This is a genomic window from Pedobacter sp. UBA5917 (genome assembly GCF_002432345.1).
Classification (GTDB): Bacteria; Bacteroidota; Bacteroidia; order Sphingobacteriales; family Sphingobacteriaceae; genus Pedobacter.
In genome coordinates, this window is sequence record NZ_DJDT01000264.1 from 12,810 (window position 1) to 30,026 (window position 17,217).

The 17,217-nt window shown below is 40.0% G+C and carries 19 protein-coding genes; 7 read left to right on the top strand and 12 right to left on the bottom strand.

The features are described from left to right. Positions 1–112: 112 nt before the first annotated feature. A complete protein-coding gene (locus tag B2V92_RS17910) occupies positions 113–514 on the bottom strand; it encodes an HYC_CC_PP family protein (protein ID WP_293310727.1) in 402 nt (133 codons plus the stop codon). Between the two features lie 94 nt (positions 515–608). Here B2V92_RS17910 and B2V92_RS17915 point away from each other — a divergent pair, with 94 nt between their 5' ends. Continuing rightward, a complete protein-coding gene (locus tag B2V92_RS17915; RefSeq protein WP_293310729.1) occupies positions 609–1,307 on the top strand; it encodes a peptidylprolyl isomerase in 699 nt (232 codons plus the stop codon). A 176-nt stretch (positions 1,308–1,483) separates the two neighbouring features. On the opposite strand, the gene B2V92_RS17920 is transcribed toward B2V92_RS17915, so the two are convergent. Then, entirely contained in the window at positions 1,484–1,714 is a 231-nt protein-coding gene (locus B2V92_RS17920) for a hypothetical protein (protein WP_293310731.1), read from the bottom strand. Positions 1,715–1,883: 169 nt separating this feature from the next. Here B2V92_RS17920 and B2V92_RS17925 point away from each other — a divergent pair, with 169 nt between their 5' ends. From B2V92_RS17925 to B2V92_RS17935, 3 genes are all read left to right on the top strand, one after another. Then, positions 1,884–2,651 (top strand): exodeoxyribonuclease III, encoded by a 768-nt coding sequence (locus tag B2V92_RS17925; protein ID WP_293310733.1) that lies wholly within the window; start codon positions 1,884–1,886, stop codon positions 2,649–2,651. A gap of 95 nt (positions 2,652–2,746) precedes the next feature. After that, positions 2,747–3,988 (top strand): imidazolonepropionase, encoded by a 1,242-nt coding sequence (gene hutI / locus B2V92_RS17930; protein WP_293310735.1) that lies wholly within the window; start codon positions 2,747–2,749, stop codon positions 3,986–3,988. Next, on the top strand, positions 3,966–4,934 hold the full coding sequence (locus B2V92_RS17935; protein ID WP_293310737.1) for a formimidoylglutamase: 969 nt from the start codon (positions 3,966–3,968) through the stop codon (positions 4,932–4,934). Before hutI ends, B2V92_RS17935 begins: the two co-directional genes overlap by 23 nt. 328 nt (positions 4,935–5,262) lie before the next feature. On the opposite strand, the gene B2V92_RS17940 is transcribed toward B2V92_RS17935, so the two are convergent. The 10 genes from B2V92_RS17940 to B2V92_RS17985 form a co-directional block, all read right to left on the bottom strand. Then, entirely contained in the window at positions 5,263–5,421 is a 159-nt protein-coding gene (locus tag B2V92_RS17940; protein WP_293310739.1) for a hypothetical protein, read from the bottom strand. Between the two features lie 11 nt (positions 5,422–5,432). Beyond that, positions 5,433–6,017 (bottom strand): 5-formyltetrahydrofolate cyclo-ligase, encoded by a 585-nt coding sequence (locus tag B2V92_RS17945; protein WP_293310741.1) that lies wholly within the window; start codon positions 6,015–6,017, stop codon positions 5,433–5,435. Between the two features lie 97 nt (positions 6,018–6,114). Continuing rightward, positions 6,115–6,675, bottom strand: a complete 561-nt coding sequence (gene efp, locus B2V92_RS17950; protein ID WP_293310743.1) for an elongation factor P — start codon at positions 6,673–6,675, stop codon at positions 6,115–6,117. 103 nt (positions 6,676–6,778) lie between these two features. Continuing rightward, complete coding sequence (gene efp / locus B2V92_RS17955) at positions 6,779–7,339, bottom strand: elongation factor P (protein ID WP_293310745.1); 561 nt, start codon at positions 7,337–7,339, stop codon at positions 6,779–6,781. Positions 7,340–7,768: 429 nt separating this feature from the next. Next, positions 7,769–8,383, bottom strand: a complete 615-nt coding sequence (locus tag B2V92_RS17960) for an ABC transporter ATP-binding protein (protein ID WP_293310747.1) — start codon at positions 8,381–8,383, stop codon at positions 7,769–7,771. Next, positions 8,380–8,871, bottom strand: coding sequence for a GNAT family N-acetyltransferase (locus tag B2V92_RS17965; protein ID WP_293310749.1), 492 nt, complete (start codon positions 8,869–8,871; stop codon positions 8,380–8,382). The genes B2V92_RS17960 and B2V92_RS17965 overlap by 4 nt, the downstream gene beginning before the upstream one ends. A gap of 49 nt (positions 8,872–8,920) precedes the next feature. After that, positions 8,921–9,706: an acyl-ACP--UDP-N-acetylglucosamine O-acyltransferase gene (gene lpxA, locus B2V92_RS17970; protein ID WP_010599175.1), complete on the bottom strand. Its 786-nt coding sequence runs from the start codon at positions 9,704–9,706 to the stop codon at positions 8,921–8,923. Next, positions 9,706–11,118 carry a bifunctional UDP-3-O-[3-hydroxymyristoyl] N-acetylglucosamine deacetylase/3-hydroxyacyl-ACP dehydratase gene (locus tag B2V92_RS17975; RefSeq protein ID WP_293310756.1) on the bottom strand — a complete coding sequence of 471 codons (1,413 nt, stop codon included), beginning with the start codon at positions 11,116–11,118 and terminating at the stop codon, positions 9,706–9,708. Before B2V92_RS17975 ends, lpxA begins: the two co-directional genes overlap by 1 nt. Continuing rightward, positions 11,108–12,184, bottom strand: a complete 1,077-nt coding sequence (gene lpxD / locus B2V92_RS17980) for a UDP-3-O-(3-hydroxymyristoyl)glucosamine N-acyltransferase (RefSeq protein WP_293310758.1) — start codon at positions 12,182–12,184, stop codon at positions 11,108–11,110. The genes B2V92_RS17975 and lpxD overlap by 11 nt, the downstream gene beginning before the upstream one ends. Before the next feature lie 122 nt (positions 12,185–12,306). Beyond that, positions 12,307–13,530, bottom strand: a complete 1,224-nt coding sequence (locus B2V92_RS17985) for an HD domain-containing protein (RefSeq protein ID WP_293310760.1) — start codon at positions 13,528–13,530, stop codon at positions 12,307–12,309. Positions 13,531–13,641: 111 nt separating this feature from the next. Between B2V92_RS17985 and B2V92_RS17990 the strand changes: the two genes are divergently transcribed. From B2V92_RS17990 to B2V92_RS18000, 3 genes are all read left to right on the top strand, one after another. Beyond that, positions 13,642–15,195 carry a PglZ domain-containing protein gene (locus B2V92_RS17990; RefSeq protein WP_293310762.1) on the top strand — a complete coding sequence of 518 codons (1,554 nt, stop codon included), beginning with the start codon at positions 13,642–13,644 and terminating at the stop codon, positions 15,193–15,195. Positions 15,196–15,324: 129 nt separating this feature from the next. Further along, positions 15,325–15,804, top strand: coding sequence for a tRNA (adenosine(37)-N6)-threonylcarbamoyltransferase complex ATPase subunit type 1 TsaE (gene tsaE, locus B2V92_RS17995; RefSeq protein ID WP_349681438.1), 480 nt, complete (start codon positions 15,325–15,327; stop codon positions 15,802–15,804). A gap of 75 nt (positions 15,805–15,879) precedes the next feature. After that, complete coding sequence (locus B2V92_RS18000; RefSeq protein ID WP_293310764.1) at positions 15,880–17,106, top strand: alanine dehydrogenase; 1,227 nt, start codon at positions 15,880–15,882, stop codon at positions 17,104–17,106. Positions 17,107–17,217 lie beyond the last annotated feature (111 nt).

Here is a 17,217-nt window from a genome sequence, read left to right on the forward strand (position 1 = left end):
ATTTTTGAAATTAGAATAATACAAAATGCTTCTGCCATATCTCACCAAAAGATAGAGATTAACGGCAAAATAGATGCTGAAACAAGTTCAGCATGACGGAAACCGAAGCATTCTAATTCCTAAAAATGCAATTGAAAATATGTAAAGCAACCCGCGAGGATAATGGCGGAGCTTTGTTCGAAATTTCACTAAAAAACTCCGGACTGATGTTGCTTAGAAATTCTAAAACCGGTGGATGAAGAAAAAGCTGGATAGAAAACAACTTTGGCATCTGTAACTGTGCCTCTGCCTGATGGCTATCTTTAACCTTAACCGTTACCTGAGTGTTTTTGCAGCAACCGTCGTCTTTCTTTTCGGCAGGAATATCCTTGCAGAATTTGCAGGAAACCTCGTTGCTAAAAAGTTTAATGTTTTCCAGCTTGCCGCCACAGAAATGGAGACTTAAAGCCAAACCCATAACACTAACTGCATAAAATACAGCCAAAGAAAGTGCTATTTTTTGTTTTAACTTCATTAATACAAAGGTAAAGCAAAAATTATCGAATAATGCGTGCATTTATTTATTGAATTTCATTTTTTAGCTTATTTTAGCCTCAAACAGCAATTAAATGAAGAAATTATTATTGTTCCTCTGCACTTTTTCGGTGCTTACAGCCTTTGCTGCTAAGCCTAAAAATCAATATGTGCGCATTAAAACCGAATACGGCGAATGTATTATCAAACTCTACAATCAAACACCATTGCACCGCGATAATTTTTTGAAACTGGTTAAAAAAGGCTATTACAACGATCTTTTATTCCACCGGGTGATCAAAGATTTTATGATCCAGGGTGGTGATCCGGATTCGAGAAATGCCAAGCCGGATTCATTGTTGGGTAACGGCGGACCAAAATATACGATCCCGGCAGAATTTAACGATAGTTTGTTCCATAAAAAAGGTGTTTTAGCTGCTGCACGCGAAGGCGATGATGTAAATCCTGCAAAAGCATCGAGCGGAAGCCAGTTTTATTTAGTGCAGGGTAAGGTTTTTACCGATCAGCAACTGAACATTGTGGAAGAAAAACGCTTGAAATTTAAAATCCCTGAGTGGCAGCGAGAAGTATATAAAACAATAGGAGGTACTCCTCATTTAGACTGGAATTATACGGTTTATGGCGAAATTGTGGTGGGTTTGGATTTGGTTGATAAAATAGCCGTGTTGGAAACCGATAAAAATAACCGACCAAAACAGGATGTAAAAATGGAAGTTACCGTTTTGAAAAAGAGGGAAGCAAAGAAGTTGGAGAAACAGTTGTTGGAAGGTTAGATATATTGTAATTCAAAGAGGGGCGTCATCTCGAGCGGAGTGCAACGTAGTCGAGAGATCTATATGAATTGCTTTTTACAAATGCGATCGTCATGCTGTCCCGAAACTTCGGGATCAGCATCTTTGCACGATAGACCCTGAAATAAATTCAGGGTGACGGATACTGATCGTAATTTTTAAGGCAAGCTTTCCGAAAGTCTTTTCATCACCTCATCGTGAGGAATCAATTTCCCTTCTTTAGCCTGTTGCAAGCCTCTTTTTATTCCCTCTTGAACATGTTTAGGAAGTTCTTCCATAACAACTGGTTCGCTATGACTCAAAAGCATATCCAACTCTGACAAAAGATTCTCGTCATCTGTTTCGAAAACCTTTTTTGCGATCTCTATTTTTAATTCTTCGATGCTCATAAACAAATTTAACGAAAGCAATTCTCAATTACTAAGCATTTATTCAATTAATTTCTAAATTTACCGCCCACAACAATTGAAACCTACTGAATGAAACCATCATGATTTATCTGCTAAACGGGGCATAAAATCATGATCGCTTCATCGCCATTAAAAACATATTCAACCGATGAAAATCATTTCCTATAATGTAAACGGGATCAGGGCGGCGAGTACCAAAAACTTTTTTGGCTGGCTACAGGCTACAAATGCCGATATGGTTTGTTTGCAGGAAGTAAAGGCATTGCCTGCTCAAATACCAGAAATAATTGCGCTGATTGAGCAATTGGGTTATCACCACTATTGGTTTCCGGCAGAAAAGAAGGGGTATAGCGGGGTGGCGATTTTAACCAAAATTAAACCAAACCACGTAGAATTTGGCTGCGGTGAAGAATGGATAGATAAAGAAGGCCGGATTTTAAGGGCCGATTTTGATAATTTTTCGTTAATGAGCTTATATATGCCATCCGGATCGAGCGGAGATGAAAGACAGGTTAAAAAGTACGAGTTTATGAAGTTTTTTGACGGATATATTGGCGAATTACGTAAAGAGATTCCAAATTTGATCGTAAGTGGCGATTATAACATCTGCCATACCGCTATTGATATCCATAACCCAAAATCGAATGCCAATTCATCCGGTTTTTTGCCCGAAGAACGGGAGTGGATGCAGTTATTCCTGGATAATGGTTTCATCGATACTTTCCGTCACTTTAATAAAGATCCACATCATTACACCTGGTGGAGTTATCGTGCAGGTTCGAGAGGGAAGAACCTGGGCTGGCGTATCGATTACCATCTGGCCACCAAACCAATGGAAAGCCGTTTGAAAAACGTAAGGATTTTACCCGATGTTATACATTCCGATCATTGTCCGGTTTTACTGGAAGTGGAGTAGTTTTAAGGTTAACTGGTTAATTGTTTAAATCGGTTAACTGGCCCCTAATTTTCGATTAACCAATTTATACAGTTTGAACAATTAACCATCTGCAAATGCTAATCATAAACATAAAAGGGCTCGTAGGCCTGCATCCTAAAGATAAATTAGTGCTCCGTGGAAACGAACTCGGTAACCTGCCTGTTCTTGAAAACGCATGGCTTTTAATAGAAGATGGTTTAATTAAAGATTTTGGCGAGATGAGTTCAATTCCATCTCAAATCTCAAATCTCCCATCTCAAGTCTCGGCAGAAGGCCGCTACGTTTTCCCTTCCTGGTGCGATAGCCATACCCATATTGTTTTTGCAGCTTCGCGCGAAGAAGAATTTGCGATGAAAATACAGGGCAAAAGCTACGAGGAAATTGCAGCGGCAGGTGGTGGAATCCTAAATTCGGCCAATAAACTCCGGAAAGCATCAGAAGATGAGTTATTTGAAAGTGCAGCTGTTAGATTGAAACAGATGATCCTTCAAGGTACGGGTGCGGTTGAAATAAAAAGTGGTTATGGATTGACAACGGAAAGTGAAATCAAGATGCTCCGTGTAATCCGCAGGTTGAAAGATCATTTCCCAATCCCCATAAAGGCAACTTTTTTAGCTGCACACGCATTTCCTGCCGAATTTAAAAACGATCACCAGGGATATATCGATTTGATTATAAATGAAATGTTGCCTGTGATTGCCAAAGAAAATCTGGCCGATTATATTGATGTTTTCTGTGAAAAAGGATTTTTCTCCGTAGAAGAAACCGATCAGATATTAAAAGCCGGAGCAAAATACGGACTAAAGCCAAAAATCCATGCCAATCAACTTTCCGTTTCGGGAGCAATAGAGGTTGCGGTGGCTAATAACGCCATTTCAGTTGATCATTTGGAAGAAAGCAATGAAGAAACAATCGAAACGTTAAAAAATGCGGATACAATTGTAACATTGTTGCCTTCCTGCTCGTTTTACTTAGGCATCCCGTTTGCTAACGCCAAAAGCTTCATTAATGCCGGTTTACCGGTTGCTTTGGCTACTGATTATAATCCCGGTTCAACACCTTCCGGAAATATGAATTTTGTGGTTTCGCTTGGCTGCATTAAAATGAAAATGTTCCCCGAGCAGGCCATCAATGCAGCTACTTTAAATGGTGCTGCGGCCATGGAGATCAGTGTAGATTACGGAAGTATTGCGGTGGGGAAAAAAGCCAATTTATTTATCACTAAACCGATGCCATCAATTGCTTATTTACCTTATAGTTTTGGCGAAAACATGGTCGATAGGGTGATTTTAAATGGCGAATTTTATAATGGATAACCTTAAAATATACGCACAGCACGACATTGATCGTTTGATTATCCATCGTGAAGGTGAAACCAAACTGGGTGAAAAAGTGACTGTTTTATCCTCTTGGGAAGAACTTGAACATGCAAGTGCAAAATTTGTGCTGCTGGGCATCCCGGAAGATATTGGTGTGCGCGCAAACTCGGGCATTGCAGGTGCAGCATCGGCATGGCGGGCAAGTTTGACAGCTTTTCTCAATATCCAGAGTAACCGATTTTTAAGCGGTAGTGAAATCTTGGTTTTGGGACATTTCGAGATTGATGAACCGAGTGACTCTTCTATAAAAGGCCTGCGCAATAAAGTTGCTGAAATTGATGACCTGGTATATCCGGTAATAGAGAAAATTGTAGCTGCAGGCAAAATCCCGATTGTAATTGGTGGTGGACACAACAATGCCTATCCAATAATAAAAGGGACTTCTTTAGCAAATAAAACCCCAATTGATGTGCTAAACATTGATGCGCATGCTGATTTGCGCGGATTGGAAGGCCGGCACAGTGGAAACGGATTTTCTTATGCTTTAAAAGAAAACTACCTCAATCATTATTTCATGTATGGCCTGCATCAGAATTATAACAATGAGGCGATCTTAAACCAGATCGAAAATAAGCCCAATTTAAGAGCTGTGTTTTTTGAGGCTATTTTAACAGGGATTGATTATAATGATCTAATTGAGGATTTAGGGCCAGTTGCAGGTTTGGAAATAGATCTGGATTGTATCCAAAATGTACTTTCCAGTGCCGAAACGCCCTCAGGATTTTCCGTTAACGATATCAGAAAACTAATTTTAACCCAAGCGAATAAATTTTCTTACCTGCATATATGTGAAGGTGCCACGCGGATGCTTGATGGCAGGGTAAGCAGGCTAACCTCCAAATTGATTGCTTATTTGGTAAGTGATTTTGTAAAAGCACATTAACCTGAGTGCCGTCACCCTGAATTTATTTCAGGGTCTTTTCTTCAGGATTAACATTGTGCTTCTTTTTAGCCACGGAGGCACGGAAAACACGGAGCGTTTAGCTCATTTTGTATTTTACCAGAGTTTGTCATTTCGAGCGAAGTGCAACTTTTACCGATTTAACATCGGTAACATAGTCGAGAGAAACCTATCTCGAGGCAGATCTCTCCGTTTCGCTTCGCTACAGTCGAGATGACGAAATGGGGATATCGATACGATGAGTTTTTTATTGAAGTGCCTGGCCTAATGAACCAATGGCCAGTGAACCAATGAATAAGAAACCAATGAACTATAAATGTTCCGCTTCGTATTTTTCACCTGCCTTTAACATCAATTCAATCTGTTTCAGATCTTCGGCAGTTAATTCTTCCTTTTCCTGCAATTCGAATACCGCAATCATGTTGTTTTCGTACTGTTTTTCGGTTTTGATAACGATTTCCTGTGGCATGGTGCGGAAGCTTAAAATTTTATAATTTCTGTTGGTGTAATGCAAAAATCGAGTTTAATATCGTGTTCGTTTACATCATCGATTTTTTCAATTGCAGGGTATAAAGATAAACCTATTTTTTGAGCATTTATACCTTCAAGAAAACGATCGTAAAAACCTTTGCCATAACCTACGCGATAGCCCTGCTTATCAAAAGCCAGCAAAGGGATAATTACCATATCTATTTCGCCTTCGTGAAGGTTTCCTTTTTGAGGTTCTAAAATATGGTATAGGTTCTTTTTTAAGTCTTCTTCGCCGAGATATTCGTGGTGGGTCATCAGTGCTGTTTCGAAATCCGCCTTTGGCACAATGATTTTAATTTCAGGATGGTTTTGGCTGATCCAATCGATTAATAAAAAAGTATTGGGCTCTCTTTTCTCGGTAATGGGCAAAAAGATATGTAGCGTTTTAATTTTGCTAAAATCGAGTGTTTTAAACTGATTTAAGAGCGATTTGTTTAACTCCTGGTATGTTAAGTCGTTTAATATTAATCTATCTTTTAGCGCTTGCTTTCTAATTTCGGCTTTTAGCATAATTACAAAGGTAATACTTTTCAAACCTCGCAGGTTTTCGAAACCTGCGAGGTTATAAACTGTTCAAACAAAAAAGCCTCTGAAAAATTAATTTCAGAGGCTTTCAAATATTGGTTTAAAATTATTTTACACGCTCCACGTAATCGCCTGTGCGGGTATCAATTTTAATTTTGTCGCCCTGGTTTACAAACATTGGTACTTTAACTTCAACACCATTTTCAAGCGTAGCTGCTTTTAATGCGTTGGTAGAAGTATCACCTTTAACAGCTGGCTCCGAATAAGTGATTTCGAACTCTGCAAAGTTTGGTAACTGTGCCATAATTGCTTCGTCGCTTTCCATCGAAACGATGATGTTCATGCCTTCTTTTAAGAATTTAATGGCAGAACCAAATAAAGCTTTTTCAACGTTAAACTGCTCGTAAGTATTGTTATCCATTACTACCAGATAATCACCTTCTTCGTATAGGTATTGGTAATCATTGGTTTCTACGCGGCAGATTTCTACAGCCTCGTCGGTATTCATACGGGCTTCAACAATTCTGCCCGATTTAATGTTACGGAATTTGCCGGTGTAAAATGCGCCGCCTTTACCCGGTGTACGGTGATTCCATTCGTCAACAGTAACCAGTTCGTTGTTTACACGAAGGATGTTTCCTGTTTTTATTTCTGATGCTTTTGCCATATAGTTTTATCCCAAATCGGGTTTTATATTTTAGTTTTTCGTGACGGCAAAGGTAAAATTATTTTAACAAAAACCTATAAAGGTTTAAGGCATAAGCCTTATGCTATTTTACCCTTTCCATGTAATCGCCGGTCTTGGTATCAATCTTCACTTTATCGCCCTGGTTGATAAAAAGTGGCACCCTGATTTCTGCACCTGTTTCTACTGTAGCATATTTTAAAGCACTGGTAGAGGTATCTCCTTTTACGGCGGGCTCCGAATAGGTAACCTCCAGTTCTACACTGTTTGGCAACTGTGCCACAATCGGTTCGTCGCTTTCAAAAGCAATGGTTACATTCATGCCTTCTTTCAGAAATTTGATCGAACTGCCAAATAGCAATTTTGGAATGTTGTACTGTTCGAAAGTGTTGTTGTCCATCACCACCAGATAATCGCCATCTTCATAAAGATATTGATAATCGTTGGTCTCTACACGGCAAATGGTCACCTCTTCGTCGGTACGGAAACGGTATTCTACAATTTTACCGGTTTTTACATTGCGCATACGCGCCTGATAGAAAGCCCTTAAATTTCCGGGGGTACGGTGGATATATTCTTCAACACTTACCAACTCTCCGTTAAAACGAAGAACATTTCCGCTTTTTACTTCTGATGCCTTTGCCATTTTATATTAAAATCCTGTTTTGTTATTTATTGAAAACCAAAGTTAAAAAAATGGATGGTGATTTGGAAGGGCATAAGTTCATTGGTTCAGTAGTCATTTGTTTATTGGGTTAGACTCTTTCAGTAAAAAAGATCAAAAAACCTCCGTATAAAAGAAATGCCTTTGGGAACCACTCCAAAGGCATAATCAACCTAAACCTCAAACTAAACTATGAAAAACTCTTTGCCTTTTTAGGGCTATATTTTGATTCCGTTAAACGGAAAAATATTCTCATTTCCCTGAAGAGATAAATTAAATAATTTGTTTCTCTTTTTGGTGGTGCAAAGGTAAGCATAATTTTTGAATTACAAAATATTTTTTCAGAAATCTTTTTTTAGTACAAAAGTATGACAAAACAAGGTTTAAGAAAGACGTAAGCGTGACAATAACTTACTTATAATCTGATATTTGAATCTGTGTGGTGCAGAAATCGTATTCCTGTATCTGGTTGGAGCCAATTATCATTAAACGGTCTTTTCCGAAATTTTCGATCAGCTCGCGGTACCAATTTATTCCCTGAACATCTAAATTGCTGGTTGGCTCGTCTAAAAATAAGATCGGGGTATCGGTGCAGCAGGCCAGAGCAAGTTTGGTTCTTTGCTTCATCCCCGATGAAAAGTATTTAATTTCTTTATTCTTTGCTTTCTCCAAACCTAATATGCCGATCAGTTTTTTGGAATCAAGGCCATCTGCAAAATTTTTAAACTTAAAATGGAAATCAATGATTTCTTTTAGGGTAAAAGTTTCAACCAGTTCGAGGTATGGAGCTGCGAGACTGATGTGCCTATAAATATTTTCGACTGGGATTTCTGCTGTATCGGAAAATGTAATTTTTCCTTCGGAAGGAGAGAGGCTACCGTTTAAAATGCTTAACAATGTTGATTTGCCTGAACCATTAGGACCTAATATGGCGTAGCTGTTGCCTGACGAAAATTCGGTGCTTAAATTCCTGAAAATCCATTCTTTATTAAATCTTCTGCCGGCATTTTGTAAAGAAATCTTCATTTCGGTAGATTGTCTGGAGTTAAGCGGATAGCGCCCAGCAGTTTGAACATGCAAACACTGTTGTCAATGCCGATGTACTGGCCATAGTTTGGAGTAATACGGTAACCCATTTTCTGGTAAAGCGCAATGGCTTCGGGCTGTTTTTTACCGGTTTCCAGAACAGTTGCTTTAAAACCGAGCTCTTTTGTCCAGTTTTCGAGTTCGGTTATAATTTTGGCAGCTATTCCCTGCTTGCGGTAATCGGGATGAACGAACATCCTTTTTACTTCAGCCTCAGTGCCTGAAAAAGGTTTTATAGCGCCGCAGGCAACGGGTAAGTTATTTTGATAGGCAACAATCACTTCTTTAATGGCATCAACTTTATTAAACTGTGCATAAAAAGCATGATCGTTACCATCCCTAACGGCTAAATCCTGATCCAGCAAAGCAACCAATTGTCTAAAATCGGTGTTGTCTGAATCAGTTCTGATTAGCGTTATATCACTCATTTATTAATAATAAGGTTTGACTTTAAGCTTTGGTTTTTAAGCTTTTCGCTTAACTGCCCATCCCGAAGCCCTTCATTACACCACGGTTAGAATTACGGATAAAATCAACAATTTCATCACGGATTTCCGTTGGTTTAAATTCGGCTTCGATCATATCCAAAGCTTTGGTTACATTATTGTGTTTTACGAAAAGTACACGGTAAATTTCCTGTATTTCATCAATCTGCTCGTTGGTAAAACCTCTTCTGCGTAGGCCAACAGAGTTGATACCTGCGTAAGAAAGCGGTTCGCGGGCAGCTTTAACATAAGGGGGAACATCTTTACGTACCAATGAACCACCGGTTACGAAAGCGTAAGAACCCACCTTAACAAACTGATGTATGGCAACCAAGCCGGCCAGAACCACATTGTTACCAATAGTAATGTGACCTGCTAAAGTGGTGCTGTTTGAGAAAATACAGTTATTTCCAACTTCGCAATCATGTGCAATGTGCGAATAAGCCTGGATTAAGCAGTTACTGCCGATAACGGTTTTCCATTTATCCTTAGTACCACGATTGATAGTTACACACTCGCGGATAGTGGTATTATCGCCAATTTCGGCAGTGGTAACCTCGCCAGCAAACTTTAAATCCTGTGGTTCGCCTGAAATAACGGCGCCGGGAAAAATGCGGCAGTTTTTACCGATACGTGCGCCATCCATAATGGTAACGTTCGATCCGATCCAGGTACCTTCCCCAATTACAACATCTTTATGTATCACTACAAAGGGTTCGATTACCACATTTTCGGCGATTTTTGCCTGAGGGTGTATATATGCTAAAGGTTGTATCATTATTGAGCGGGTTCTGCTTGTTTAACTTTTGAAATTTGGGCCATCATTTCGGCTTCGACAACGATTTTTTCGCCAACCATACCTACGCCTTTCATCTGGGCAATGCCCCTTCTGATTGGTTCGAGTAAATCGCAACGGAAAACAATGGTATCGCCAGGAAGCACCTGTGCCCTAAAGCGTACATTATCTATCTTTAAGAAATAGGTCAGGTAATTTTCAGGATCCGGAACAGTACAAAGTACCAGAATTCCGCCTACCTGGGCCATGGCCTCAATCTGTAATACCCCGGGAAATACGGGAGCACCCGGAAAGTGACCTTTGAAAAATTCTTCGTTCATGGTTACGTTTTTAACGCCTACCACGTGGTTTTTAGAAAGTTCCAAAATTTTATCAACGAACAAAAATGGTTGACGGTGAGGTAAAATCTCCATTATTTTCACTACATCAAACAATGGTTTTGCACTCGGATCGTATACCTTTTGTATTTTTTTGTTTTTCTCTTTTTTAATAGCTGCTTTAATCTTTTTGGCAAAAGCAACGTTTGCCGCGTGGCCTGGACGTGCCGCCATAATGTGGCCTTTTAAGTGCATCCCAACCAAAGCCAGGTCGCCAATCATATCCAAAAGCTTATGACGGGCAGGTTCGTTCTGGTAACGCAGTTCCATGTTGTTCAAAATCCCCTGTGGCGCAACATCAATGTCTTTGCGGTTAAATAATTTGGCCAAATGGCTCAATTCATCTTTGGTAACCTCTTTATCTACAATTACAATGGCGTTATTTAAATCGCCACCTTTAATTAAATTGTGCGATAACTGGTATTCTAATTCGTGTAAGAAACAGAAAGTACGGCAAGAAGCAATTTCTTTCTTAAATTCTGCAATGGTATTAATGCCAGCGTGCTGACTGCCCAGAACAGGAGAATTATAATCGATCATGCAGGTAAAGCGATAATCGTCTAACGGCATGGCCACAATTTCTACTTTTCTGTCTTCTTCGGTATAGGTAATGTTGTGGGGAATGGTAAAGTACTCGCGGTCGGCATTTTGTTCAACCGAGCCTACTTCTTCCAATAAATCAACAAACTGGATCGAACTACCATCCATAATCGGGGTTTCCGGTCCGTCTAATTTGATCAGAACGTTATCAAGATCCATACCTACTAACGAAGCCATTACGTGCTCTACGGTGCTTACGCTGGCACCATTTTGGGTAAGGGTTGTTCCGCGTGAAGTATCGGTTACGTTATCAGCATCGGCTTCAATAATCGGATGCCCATCTAAATCAATACGCTGAAATTTAAAGCCATGATTTTCGGGGGCCGGGCAAAATGTTAAAGTAACATTAGCGCCTGTGTGTAAACCCACACCAGATGCTGATATTTCCTGTTTAATCGTTTTTTGTCTAACGTTCATTGTTTATTGTATTCTTTTCCAGTTCAGCTGTAAGCTTTTTCAATTCCTCTTCGAGCGCGTTTATTCTTTTTTCCACATCCGGAAGATGCTTGAAAATTACGGAAGCACGCATCCAGTTGCGCAAAGGCTGCGCCGGACTTCCGTGCCATTGTTTATTTTCTTCTGTAATGTTAAAGTTTATACCTGCCTGTGCACCAATCTGCGTGCCTTTGGCAAGGGTTAAATGGCCTGCAATACCTACCTGGCCACCTACAACACTGTTGGGGCCAACTTTTGTACTGCCTGATATGCCCGATTGTGCAGCCAAAACGGTGTTTTCGCCAATTTCTACATTGTGCGCAATCTGGATCAGGTTGTCGATTTTTGCACCTTTCTTTACAATGGTAGAGCCCATTGTAGCGCGATCGACAGTTGTATTGGCACCGATTTCTACATCATCTTCAATAATGACATTTCCGATCTGCGGGATTTTATTGTATGTGCCGTCTTTTTGAGGTGCAAAACCAAATCCATCGCTCCCAATAACGGTGTTCGAATGGATGGTAACCCTTTTACCGATTACCGAGTTATGGTAAATTTTTACACCGGGAAAAAAGGTGCTGTTTTCGCCGATTTTTGAATTTTCGCCGATAAAAGTCTGTGCATTAATTTTGCAGCCATCACCGATTTCTACATTTTCGGCCACATAGGCAAAAGCATCAATAAATACGTTTTTACCGATTTTGGCAGTTGGGTGTACAAAGGCCAGTTTATCGATGCCCGATTGTGCCTTTTGAGCATTTACCGCTTCGTTATATTTATCGAGTAAAATGGTAAAGGCACTGTATGGATTTTCAACACGGATTAAAGTGCTGGTGTAAGGCTGTGTTGGTGCGAAATCTTTAGATACGATAACAACCGACGCCTGAGTAGAATACAAAAAGTTTTCGTACTTAGGGTTGGAAAGAAAAGACAAAGAGCCCTCTTTCCCGTCTTCTATCTTTGAAAGTTCGGTAACGGCTACATCTGGGTTTCCATCAATGGAACCGTTTAAAAACTGACTTATCTGCGTGGCAGTAAATTGCATCGTACAAAGGTATATGTTAAATTGATATGAACAAAAAAACCTGCTAGAGTTAAGCTGTGTATATTTTACACAATTATAAGACTTAAAACGGCAGTAAAAGTTAAATATTTTGTTAAATAAGCTTAAATGCCCCTGGGATAACAGAGGATATATTTTTCAACGGTTTTCTGTAGCGACTCCAGATTGGATAAATCTGATGCCTTGGCAATATCTACAATATCGTTATTTTTCATCAAAATCTTGATATTACCTACACCAGCGTTGTATGCGCGGTTCTGTATCGAATCGGTAAAAACAAAATATCTTGCTTCTTCGGGTTTAATTTCCAGCAGATTAACGGCTGCATCCTGCAAAAAGTTAAGACGGTCGACACCTACTTTTTCGTTGCCCATTTCCACTTTATAAAGATTACGGGAGGTAAGCATTTTACAAAGCGTAGACAAAATTTTATCGGGGTGTTTAGCCCAAACTTTAACTGCCGCATAAATATCCTGGTCATCCAGATTGGTGAAATGTTCCAGATTTTCGTGCTGAGAAAAGAAATTGGCTTCGTTGATATCGTTTTTTAGGAAATGGTTTAACGATGGTGAAGCAAATAAATCGGCACCGGCGGCCGAGAGTTCTTTGGCACGCTCCAATAATTTTACTAAAATCATTTCGCCCGATATCACCGTTTTGTGCAGGTAAACCTGCCAATACATCAGCCTGCGGGCAATTAAAAATTTTTCGATCGAGTAAATTCCTTTTTCTTCGATCACCAGGTCATCATCGTGCACATTGAACATTTTGATAATCCTGTCGAAACTGATTACACCCTCGCTTACGCCTGTAAAAAAACTATCACGGTTTAAATAGTCCATTCTATCCAGATCCAATTGACCTGAAATGAGCTGGTGAAGAAATTTTTTGTGGTAGGTGCCATTAAAAATCTCAATGGCATGGCTTAAGCGGCCTCCAAAGTGGATGTTAAGGTCGTTCATCAGCTTTGCTGAAATATCCTCATGCCTGATGCCGGTAACCAGCGAATGCTCTAAGGCATGCGAAAAAGGGCCGTGGCCGATATCGTGCAGTAAAATGGCCAAAATGGCGGCTTCTTCTTCGCCTTCGGTAATGGCATGTCCTTTACTTTTTAAAAGATTGATGGCCAAACTCATTAAATGCATGGCACCCAAAGCATGGTGAAAACGGGTGTGCAAGGCACCCGGATATACCAAGTGCGTCATCCCCAGTTGTTTGATGTAGCGCAAACGCTGGAAATACGGATGCGAAATCACATCATAAACCAGTTCTGATGGAATGCTGATGAAACCGTAAACGGGATCATTTATTATTTTCTTCTTGTTCAATCGTTAAAAATAGTTAAATAGCTAGATACGGTACAAAAATTGCTATTTTTATTTATAGTTTGATTTACCCGTCAAAATTAAAGGGCAATACTTACCTATTTTTACAAAAACATGCAAGAAACTAAGATATTATGGGCTGATGATGAAATCGACCTGTTAAAACCACATATATTATTGTTGAATGATAAAGGTTATAATGTAACCACATTTACCAATGGAAACGACGCTTTAGAGGCATTTGGGAAAGCCCATTTCGACCTTGTTTTTTTAGATGAAAACATGCCGGGAATGAGCGGTATCGAAACACTTTCGGCCATTAAAAACTTAAATCCCGATGTGCCTGTGGTTTTGATTACCAAAAGCGAGGAAGAAAACCTGATGGAAGACGCGATTGGTAGTAAAATTGATGATTACCTGATTAAACCGGTAAACCCGAAACAGGTTCTGCTTACCATTAAAAAACTGATCGATAATAAACGTCTGGTTAGCGAAAAAACATCAATGGCTTACCAACAGGATTTCCGCCGTTTGGGGATGACTTTGGGCGATAGGCTGAATTACGAAGAGTGGATTGACGTTTATAAAAAAATCGTTTTCTGGGAACTTGAGCTCGAAAAGCTTGATGATCCGCAGATGCATGAGATTTTAACCATGCAGAAACAGGAAGCAAATACTCAGTTTACCAAATTTATCGAAGAAAATTACCTCGACTGGATCAAGAATAAAGATAAAGCACCTTTGCTTTCTAACGAACTGTTAAAGAAAAAGGCTTTTCCTTTAATTAACGATAATACGCCTGTATTCTTCATTTTGATTGATAACCTACGTTACGATCAGTGGAAAATCATCAATCCCTTAATTTCCGAATATTTCAGGATCGATGAGGAGGATATGTATACCAGTATTTTGCCAACGGCAACACAGTATGCCCGAAATGCTATTTTTTCGGGTATGATGCCTCTGGATATGGAAAAACGTTTTCCCCAGCTTTGGCAGAACGATGATGACGAAGGTGGAAAAAATATGCATGAAGAAGCTTTTCTGGCCGACAACATTAAACGTAGCTTAAGAAAAGACTGCAAATTCAGTTACCATAAAATACTCACATTTGAGCAGGGTAAAGATCTGGTAGATCAGACCAATAACCTGTTGCATAATGATTTTAATGCCATTGTATTCAATTTTGTTGATATGTTGAGCCATGCCCGTACGGATATGCAGATGATCCGCGAGCTGGCAAACGACGATGCCGCTTACCGCTCGTTAACCTTATCGTGGTTTGAGCATTCGCCACTTTGGGATCTATTGAAAAAAATCTCTCAGAAAAAGGTAAAAGTGATTATTACAACAGATCATGGTACCATTCGGGTTAAAAAACCGGTTAAAGTGATTGGCGACAGGAGTACAAATACCAATTTAAGGTATAAACAGGGTAGAAATCTTAACTTTAATGCAAAAGAGGTGTTTTTGATCAAAAATCCTCACGATGCATTATTACCAAAGATCAACATCAGCAGTAGTTACATATTTGCAAGGGAAGATAGTTATTTCGTTTACCCGAACAATTATAACCAGTTTGTAAACTACTATAATGAAACTTTTCAGCATGGAGGAATTTCGCTGGAGGAAATGATTATTCCGGTAGTAACTTATTCGCCGAGGTAGGGAGTAGATTTGAGATGCTAGATTTGAGACATGAGATCCGTCATTGCAAGGCCGTCATTTCGAGCGGAGTGCAACGCAGCCGAGAAATCTATCTCGAGATGCCAGCCTTGATGGTAATGTAGTCGAGAAATGACAACTATAAAAGGCAAAAGCAATGCAATTATGTATTACTTTTGCCTTTATTCTTTTAAAATGGATATTGTAGTAAACAGTTTAGCCGATTTACCTGTTGTGGCACAACAACTTTCAGATTTTGCAGGCACCGAAAAAGTCTTCATTTTCGAAGGCGACATGGGCGCAGGTAAAACCACTTTTATCAAAACTTTCTGTGCTGCCCTGGGTGTAACCGATGTAGTTTCGAGCCCAACCTATTCTATCGTTAACGAATATGAAAGCCCTAACGGATCGGTATTCCATTTCGATTTTTACCGTATGAAGGATATCCGTGAGGCCTATGACCTGGGTTACGAAGAATATTTTTACGGCGGTGGTATCTGTTTAATCGAGTGGCCCGAAAGGGTAGAAGAATTACTGCCCGAAAACTATATCAGGGTAGAAATAAATGTGGAAGACGAAAACCGCAGATTATTCCATATTTCTAAGGTATAACATTTAGTTATCAATAAATTAACAGATTTTCCGTACCTTGAACAACCTAAAACTACCAAAAATCTTTAATTCAACATGGCTACAGGATTACGCGAAGGAATGGCCGATATAGCTCGTCAGGGTTTATTGCAAACACAAGAGGCGAAGTTAGAAACCAGAAATAAGAAAAACAGCTTATACATAGGAATACCCAAAGAAATTTCTTTTCAGGAAAATAGAATTGCACTAACGCCTTTATCGGTTGCGCTGTTGGTAAACAATGGTCACCGCGTGGTTTTAGAAACCGGCGCCGGTACTGGTGCAAATTTTTCTGATAACGAATATGCCGAACAGGGAGCCAAGATTGCCTACGATAAAAAAGAGGTTTTCGAAGCAGATATCCTAATGAAAATTGCGCCCCCAACTTTGGAGGAAATCGAGATGATGCATAAAGGGCAGACCCTTATTTCTTCATTACAGACCGGAACCTTAAAGCAGGACTACCTGAAAGCCCTGATGCATAAAAAGATTAATGCACTTTGTTTCGAAAACCTGCGTGATGAGGGTAACATTCTGAGCGTAGTACGGGCAATGAGCGAAATCGTTGGATCTACCTCTATTTTAATCGCAGCAGAATACCTGAGCAATGTAACCGGCGGCAAAGGATTGATGTTGGGCGGTTTTACAGGTGTTCCGCCTACCGAAATCGTAATTTTGGGTGCAGGTACTGTTGGCGAATATGCTGCCAGAACGGCCTTGGCGCTGGGAGCTGAGGTTAAGGTTTTTGATAGTTCTATTTACCGTTTACGCCGTTTGCAGAATAATTTAGGTAGCCGGGTATTTACCTCCGTAATGCAGCCAATCGTTTTAAATAAGGCGATTGTAACCTGCGATGTGGTAATTGGTGCCATCCGTGCCAGCCATGGCCGTAGCCCCTGTGTGGTGATGGAAGAAACCGTAGCACGTATGAAACCGCATTCGGTAGTTATTGATGTGAGTATTGATCAGGGCGGCTGTTTCGAAACGTCTGAGGTAACCAACCACACCAATCCCGTTTTCCGCAAATATGATGTGATCCATTATTGTGTGCCAAATATCGCTTCGCGCGTGCCAAGAACTGCTTCTTACGCGTTAACCAATATTTTTGCACCTATTTTATTGGATATCGGCGAATACGGAGGTTTGGTTAACATGGTTTGGAACAATCCGGGCATCCGCGAGGCACTTTATATTTATCAGGGAAACTGTACCAATAAGGATCTGGCTGATATGTTTAATTTACCTTTTAAAAATCTGGAATTGCTGGTGGTTTCGAATCAGTAGTCCATAATGCGTCATTTCGAGCGGAGTGCAACGGAGTCGAGAAATCTGTCTCGAGATAGATCTCTCCCTGCCCGATGCAGGCGGGCGCTCCACTGCGTTTCGGTCGAGATG

What these genes read in the sequence shown, in the direction of transcription:
- B2V92_RS17910 (WP_293310727.1), bottom strand. Translation starts at nt 514, where the DNA reads ATGAAGTTAAAACAAAAAATAGCACTTTCTTTGGCTGTATTTTATGCA.
- B2V92_RS17915 (WP_293310729.1), top strand. Translation starts at nt 609, where the DNA reads ATGAAGAAATTATTATTGTTCCTCTGCACTTTTTCGGTGCTTACAGCC.
- B2V92_RS17920 (WP_293310731.1), bottom strand. Translation starts at nt 1,714, where the DNA reads ATGAGCATCGAAGAATTAAAAATAGAGATCGCAAAAAAGGTTTTCGAA.
- B2V92_RS17925 (WP_293310733.1), top strand. Translation starts at nt 1,884, where the DNA reads ATGAAAATCATTTCCTATAATGTAAACGGGATCAGGGCGGCGAGTACC.
- hutI (WP_293310735.1), top strand. Translation starts at nt 2,747, where the DNA reads ATGCTAATCATAAACATAAAAGGGCTCGTAGGCCTGCATCCTAAAGAT.
- B2V92_RS17935 (WP_293310737.1), top strand. Translation starts at nt 3,966, where the DNA reads ATGGCGAATTTTATAATGGATAACCTTAAAATATACGCACAGCACGAC.
- B2V92_RS17940 (WP_293310739.1), bottom strand. Translation starts at nt 5,421, where the DNA reads ATGCCACAGGAAATCGTTATCAAAACCGAAAAACAGTACGAAAACAAC.
- efp (WP_293310743.1), bottom strand. Translation starts at nt 6,675, where the DNA reads ATGGCAAAAGCATCAGAAATAAAAACAGGAAACATCCTTCGTGTAAAC.
- efp (WP_293310745.1), bottom strand. Translation starts at nt 7,339, where the DNA reads ATGGCAAAGGCATCAGAAGTAAAAAGCGGAAATGTTCTTCGTTTTAAC.
- B2V92_RS17960 (WP_293310747.1), bottom strand. Translation starts at nt 8,383, where the DNA reads ATGAAGATTTCTTTACAAAATGCCGGCAGAAGATTTAATAAAGAATGG.
- B2V92_RS17965 (WP_293310749.1), bottom strand. Translation starts at nt 8,871, where the DNA reads ATGAGTGATATAACGCTAATCAGAACTGATTCAGACAACACCGATTTT.
- lpxA (WP_010599175.1), bottom strand. Translation starts at nt 9,706, where the DNA reads ATGATACAACCTTTAGCATATATACACCCTCAGGCAAAAATCGCCGAA.
- B2V92_RS17975 (WP_293310756.1), bottom strand. Translation starts at nt 11,118, where the DNA reads ATGAACGTTAGACAAAAAACGATTAAACAGGAAATATCAGCATCTGGT.
- lpxD (WP_293310758.1), bottom strand. Translation starts at nt 12,184, where the DNA reads ATGCAATTTACTGCCACGCAGATAAGTCAGTTTTTAAACGGTTCCATT.
- B2V92_RS17990 (WP_293310762.1), top strand. Translation starts at nt 13,642, where the DNA reads ATGCAAGAAACTAAGATATTATGGGCTGATGATGAAATCGACCTGTTA.
- tsaE (WP_349681438.1), top strand. Translation starts at nt 15,325, where the DNA reads ATGACAACTATAAAAGGCAAAAGCAATGCAATTATGTATTACTTTTGC.
- B2V92_RS18000 (WP_293310764.1), top strand. Translation starts at nt 15,880, where the DNA reads ATGGCTACAGGATTACGCGAAGGAATGGCCGATATAGCTCGTCAGGGT.